Annotated in this window: 6 protein-coding genes; 3 read left to right on the forward strand and 3 right to left on the reverse strand. The window is 65.8% G+C overall.

All coding sequences use genetic code 11. The annotated features are described in order from the left end of the window. A partial coding sequence (locus B1A78_RS20100) for a zinc-binding dehydrogenase (RefSeq protein WP_256839559.1) occupies positions 1-429 on the forward strand: 429 nt, incomplete at its 5' end. A gap of 105 nt (positions 430-534) precedes the next feature. Here the strand turns inward: B1A78_RS20100 and B1A78_RS20105 are convergent. Then, on the reverse strand, positions 535-1,917 hold the full coding sequence (locus B1A78_RS20105) for a DEAD/DEAH box helicase (protein WP_077148653.1): 1,383 nt from the start codon (positions 1,915-1,917) through the stop codon (positions 535-537). Between the two features lie 111 nt (positions 1,918-2,028). Beyond that, complete coding sequence (locus B1A78_RS20110; RefSeq protein ID WP_256839562.1) at positions 2,029-2,553, reverse strand: hypothetical protein; 525 nt, start codon at positions 2,551-2,553, stop codon at positions 2,029-2,031. Between the two features lie 190 nt (positions 2,554-2,743). On the opposite strand from B1A78_RS20110, the gene B1A78_RS20115 reads away from it, so the two are divergent. Together B1A78_RS20115 and B1A78_RS20120 are read left to right on the forward strand one after the other, a co-directional pair. Beyond that, on the forward strand, positions 2,744-4,168 hold the full coding sequence (locus B1A78_RS20115; protein WP_077148654.1) for an FAD-binding oxidoreductase: 1,425 nt from the start codon (positions 2,744-2,746) through the stop codon (positions 4,166-4,168). Between the two features lie 121 nt (positions 4,169-4,289). Next, positions 4,290-5,066, forward strand: a complete 777-nt coding sequence (locus B1A78_RS20120; protein ID WP_077148655.1) for a SapC family protein — start codon at positions 4,290-4,292, stop codon at positions 5,064-5,066. A 69-nt stretch (positions 5,067-5,135) separates the two neighbouring features. Here the strand turns inward: B1A78_RS20120 and B1A78_RS20125 are convergent. After that, positions 5,136-5,387 (reverse strand): DUF1674 domain-containing protein (locus B1A78_RS20125; RefSeq protein ID WP_306171665.1); only part of this gene is annotated, 252 nt, incomplete at its 5' end.

Here is a 5,387-nt window from a genome sequence, read left to right on the forward strand (position 1 = left end):
GTGGTCGATTACAAGGCCGGCGCGGTGCTGCCGCAACTGACCGCCGCGCTCGAAAAGCTCGGCAAGCCCGGCATCGACGTCTATTTCGACAATGTCGGCGGCGAGCATCTCGACGCCGCCTTCGCCACCGCCAATGATTTCGCGCGCTTCGCGATCTGCGGGATGATCGACGTCTACAACGACGGCAAGGCGCAGGAGATGCAGTACATCATCCGCACCATTCCCGCGCGTATCCGCATGGAAGGCTTCATCTACACCGACCAGTTCTTCGACTGCATCGAGGAATTCTACGCCGACATGAGCGGCCTGATCGCCAGCGGCGCGGTGACGATGCGCGAGACGGTGCACGAGGGGGTCGAAGCGGCGCCCGAGGCGTTCCTCGGCCTGTTCGCCGGCGCGAATATGGGGAAGATGCTGGTTCGGGTGTAAGAGCGTCACCGTCGCCCCCGCGAAGGCGGGGGCCGTTGTCGGTTTACACAAAGCGGCTGAGCAAACACAGCCAGCGGCCCCCGCCTTCGCGGGGGCGACGCTCAATCAGCTACCAAATCCAAACGATAGGAAGTCAGGCGTCGGGCCGTTCCAGCCGTCATCCGGCCCATCATCGTCCTGCTGGCGCCGCTTCTCCGGCGCAGGCTTGCGGTCGTCGGCCTTGCGCGCGGGCTTTGCTGCCGGCTTTTCGGCCGCCGCCTCGGTGCGCTTCGGTTCGCTGCGCGACTTGCCGCCACGGCCGCCGCGACCGCCACGTTCGCGGCGCGGTTCGCGCTCTTCGCCCGGCTCGTCCTTCGCCGGCGCGGCCTCGGCCTTGCCGGTCTCGAAGACCGGAATCTTGTAGCCCGTCAGCTTCTGGATATTGTCGAGCGCTTCGTCGTCCGAAGCCGTGACCAGCGTGAACGCCCGGCCCTTCGCCCCCGCGCGGCCGGTGCGGCCGATGCGGTGGACATAATCGTCGGGGTGCCAGGGCGCATCGAAGTTGAAGACGTGCGTCACGCCCTTCACGTCGAGTCCACGCGCCGCGACGTCCGAGGCGACGAGGATGTTGATGTCACCGCGCTTGAAGCGATCGAGCTCGGCGATGCGGCTCGACTGGTCCATGTCGCCATGGATTTCGCCTGCGGCAAAACGCGAGCGCTGCAGCGATTTTGCCAGTTCGCGCACCGTCGTCTTGCGGTTGCAGAAGATGATCGCAGTGCTGATCTCCTCGGCGTCGAGCAGGTCGCGCAGCGTGTCGCGCTTGCCGCGTTCGCTGGTCTTGACGACGAACTGTTCGATATTCTCGTTGCGGCTCGCGGGGCGCGCGACCTCGATCGTCTTGGGATTCGACAGGAATTTGTCGGCCAGCTTCTTGATCGGCGGCGGCATCGTTGCCGAAAACAGCAAAGTCTGCCGATTCGCGGGCAGCTTGGTGCAGATATTCTCGATGTCGGGAATGAAGCCCATGTCGAGCATGCGGTCGGCTTCGTCGATGACGAGCAGGTTGCAGCCGGTGAGCAAGATCTTGCCGCGCTCGAACAGGTCCATCAGTCGGCCCGGCGTCGCGATGAGCACGTCGACGCCCTTTTCGAGCGCCTTGACCTGGTCGCCCATCTGGACGCCACCGATGAGCAGCGCCATCGAGAGCTTGTGGTACTTGCCGTATTTTTCGAAGTTTTCCGCAACCTGCGCGGCGAGTTCGCGCGTCGGCTCGAGGATCAGTGACCGCGGCATGCGCGCGCGGGCGCGGCCATGCGCGAGGATGTCGATCATCGGCAGCACGAAGGACGCGGTCTTGCCGGTGCCCGTCTGGGCGATGCCGATCATGTCGCGCATCATCAACACCGAAGGGATCGCTCCCGCCTGGATCGCGGTCGGCGTATCGTAGCCGGACTCGGTCACGGCACGCAGAAGTTCGTCGGAAAGGCCGAGGTCGGCAAATTTCATAGGGTCAACTTGTCCGGAAATATGGAAGCGCGGCCGCCCACGCTGGCCGATGCTGCGGCGCCCTTGCGGAACTGCGGCCCGAAAGTCAAGAAAAGCTGGCGAAAAAGCCGATCAATCGTCGTCGCGCACCGCGACCATCACGCGAAACTTGTCGACCTCGCATTTGGTGCCGCTACGCGCGTGGATCTCGTCGCGATCCTCGCAGAGCTGCCCATCCTTGTTGCCCTTCATGTAGAAGCCGGCATAGAAATCGAGCGCGCGACAGCCGCGGTTCAGCTGCGCACGCAGCCTTTGCTTCTGGCGGGTGATCAGGTCGATGCTGTCGCGCTGGACCGCCTGCATGCCGATGATGTTGCGCATCGCGACGCATTTCGGGCCCTTTTTCTCTTTCCAGACGATCGTCGCCTCGCGCTTGCGCTGCGGCTCGCCCTGGCTGGCAGAGAAATTGGTGAGCGACGATCGCTGGGCGGGGACGCGAATGATCAGCTGTTGTTCGATGACCACCTGGAACCAGGGCGCATCGGCGCTGTCGGGCAGCGGCACCATCGCCGCGATCGGCTCGGGCGGCGCCAGCGGCGCCTCGGTGTCCGCAGCAGGGGCCGCGGCCATCGCAAACAGGGCCAGCACGACGGTCACCGCGCGTCCGACGCCCCCTCGGCGCGTTGACAAAAACCGATATCCACCCGTAGCTCCCAAACCCGATGCTGGCTGGACGAGCGGGTATCCCTCGTCCATGGCTCCCCATAACGACTATGATTGAACAGCAAATGAACTGTTGTCGACCCATTTTGATGACGCGTCACATCGGCAGCGGAGGCTGCGACCGATGAGCCGCGCCCCTTCGCCCGCCCTTCTGGCCCGCCTCGCCGACCTCCTCGGCCCCAAGGGCTTCACCACCGACGCTGATATCCTCGCCCCCTGGCTCAGCGACTGGCGGGGGAAATATCATGGCCGCACCGCCGCGATGCTGTCGCCCGCGAGCACCGAAGAGGTCGCCGCTGCCGTCCGCCTTTGCGCCGAAGACGGCGTCGCGATCGTCCCGCAGGGCGGCAATAGCGGCATGGTCGGCGGCGCCACCCCCGACGCCAGTGGCGCCCAGCTGCTGCTCAGCACCCGCCGCATGAACCGCATTCGGTCGATCGACACCATCGCCGGGCTCGCGGTGGCCGAGGCGGGCGTCGTCCTCGAAAATTTTCACAATGCCGCGCTGGCAAAGGGGCTGCGCTTCCCGCTGACCCTCGGCGGCAAGGGGTCGGCAACTCTCGGCGGGCTCGTCTCGACCAATGCCGGCGGCACGCAGGTGCTGCGCCACGGCACGATGCGCGCGCTCGTCGCGGGGATCGAGGCGGTGCTGCCCGACGGCAGCATCCTCGACGGCCTCGCCCCGCTCAAGAAGGACAATCGCGGCTACGACCTCAGGCACCTCTTCTGCGGCGCCGAAGGAACGCTCGGCATCGTCACCGCCGCAACCCTGCGCCTCGTCCCGGCGGCCGAAGACCGCGCCACCGCATGGATCGGGCTCGAAAGTCCCGACCAGGCGCTGCTCCTGCTGCGCCAGCTCGATGCCGCGATCGGCGCCCCGCTCGAAGGCCTCGAGATCGTACCGCACGCCTGCCTCGACGCGGTTCTGCGCCATATCCCGCAGACGCGCCATCCGCTCGGCGGCGACTGCCCCTGGTACGCGCTGGTCGAACTGGCGGGCGAAAAGGCCGATGACCTGTCGTCGAAACTGGAGGCCCAACTCGCCATCGCGCTCCAGAACGGGCTGGTCGACGATGTCGTGATCGCCAAGAACGACCGCGAGAGCGAGGATTTCTGGCGGCTGCGCGATTCGATCTCGGAGGCCGAGCGCGCCGAGGGACCCGCGATCCAACACGATGTCAGCGTGCCGGTCGACCTGATGCCGCGCTTCATCGCCGACAATCCCGTCCGCCTCGCCGCCGCCTTCCCCGGCGCGCGCGCCTTGTCCTTCGGCCATCTCGGCGACGGCAACGTCCATCACCATGTCCAGCCCCCGGTCGGCAGCGACGGCCGCGCCTGGCTCGCCGACCATGGCGAGGCGGCGAGCCGCCTCGTCTATCGCCACGTCATCGAACTCGGCGGCTCGATCTCGGCCGAACATGGCATCGGCCAGATGAAGCGCGACCTGTTCGCCGAACTCGACAGCCCAGCCCGCCTCGCGGCGCTGCGCGCCGTCAAGGCGGGGCTCGACCCCGCCGGGCTGTTCAATCCGGGCAAGCTGATCGGCTGAACCAATCTATTTCGGGGGTGACACCGGCGATCGCCCCCTTGCGCCCGGGCGCGCAGCCCAATAAGGCGCGCAATCGCATTTTTTCGCCCGCATGTGCGGGGGACCTGTTCGGAGTTTCATCATGGCCACTGCGCCCGCCGCCAATCTGCCGCTTTTCTACAAGGATCTGGTTCCGCTCTCGAGCGTCGATCACGCCAATTTCCATGCGCGCTCGCTCGACACGGCGGACTTCCTGATCGACCAGCATGCAGTGCCGCTGACCTCGGACGAGTTCGTCTCGGCCAGCCGCTTCTACCCGATCGTCTTCTCGGCAGGCGACAATCCGGTGCCGCTCGCACTGATGGGCCTCAACGAAGGCGTCAACACCTTCGTCGATGCAGAGGGCAAGCTGATCAACCCGGTCTATGTCCCGGCCTATGTCCGCCGCTATCCCTTCCTGCTCGCCAAGCTGCGTCCCGACACCGACGAACTGTCGCTGTGCTTCGACCCGACCTCGGGCGCCGTCGGTGAATTCGACGAAGGCGACGCGCTGTTCGAAGGCACCGAGCCGACCGAGCCGACCAAGGCGGTCCTCGAATTCTGCAAGAATTTCGAGGAAGCCGGCCAGCGCACCGGCGTTTTCATGGACGAACTCAAGAAGGCCGACCTGCTGATGGACGGCGAAGTCAGCATCCAGCCCGAAGGCAGCGACAAGCCCTTCATCTATCGCGGCTTCCAGATGGTCGACGAGAACAAGCTGCGCGAACTGCGCGGCGACGTGCTGCGCAAGATGATGCAGAACGGCATGCTCGGCCTGATCTTCGCACACCTCTTCTCGCTGCAGCTGATGCGCGAAGTCTTCGCCGAACAGGTCAAGGCGGGCAAGGTTCCGCTGCCGTCGCCGACCCCGATCGGCTGATCCGGCACACATCGATGCAATCCGGCGGCGGCGAGGCACCATGCCTCGTCGCCGTCCTTGCATGCGCGGTCAGAAATCGATCGCCAGCCCCTTGAGTTCCCAGTCGCCATAGCGCACGGGATTGCGTCCGCCCGGCTGGTCGGCCGCATCCTCTTCGCGGATCGGTTCGGGTGCCGGCACGGGCGCGTTGGTCCAGCCTTCGGGCGCTTTCACATGCGCCGGGCGCTTGGCCGCACGCGGCGTGCCGCCGATGGTTGCAGGTTCGTCGGTCATGATGACCGCTATATAGGAATTTTCATGCCACAGGCCAAGCATCATGGC

It is taken from the genome of Sphingopyxis sp. KK2, assembly GCF_001990265.1.
Taxonomy (GTDB): domain Bacteria; phylum Pseudomonadota; class Alphaproteobacteria; order Sphingomonadales; family Sphingomonadaceae; genus Sphingopyxis.

Coding starts and splice junctions, on each gene's coding strand:
- B1A78_RS20115 (WP_077148654.1), top strand. CDS start 2,744: ATGAGCCGCGCCCCTTCGCCCGCCCTTCTGGCCCGCCTCGCCGACCTC.
- B1A78_RS20120 (WP_077148655.1), top strand. CDS start 4,290: ATGGCCACTGCGCCCGCCGCCAATCTGCCGCTTTTCTACAAGGATCTG.
- B1A78_RS20105 (WP_077148653.1), bottom strand. CDS start 1,917: ATGAAATTTGCCGACCTCGGCCTTTCCGACGAACTTCTGCGTGCCGTG.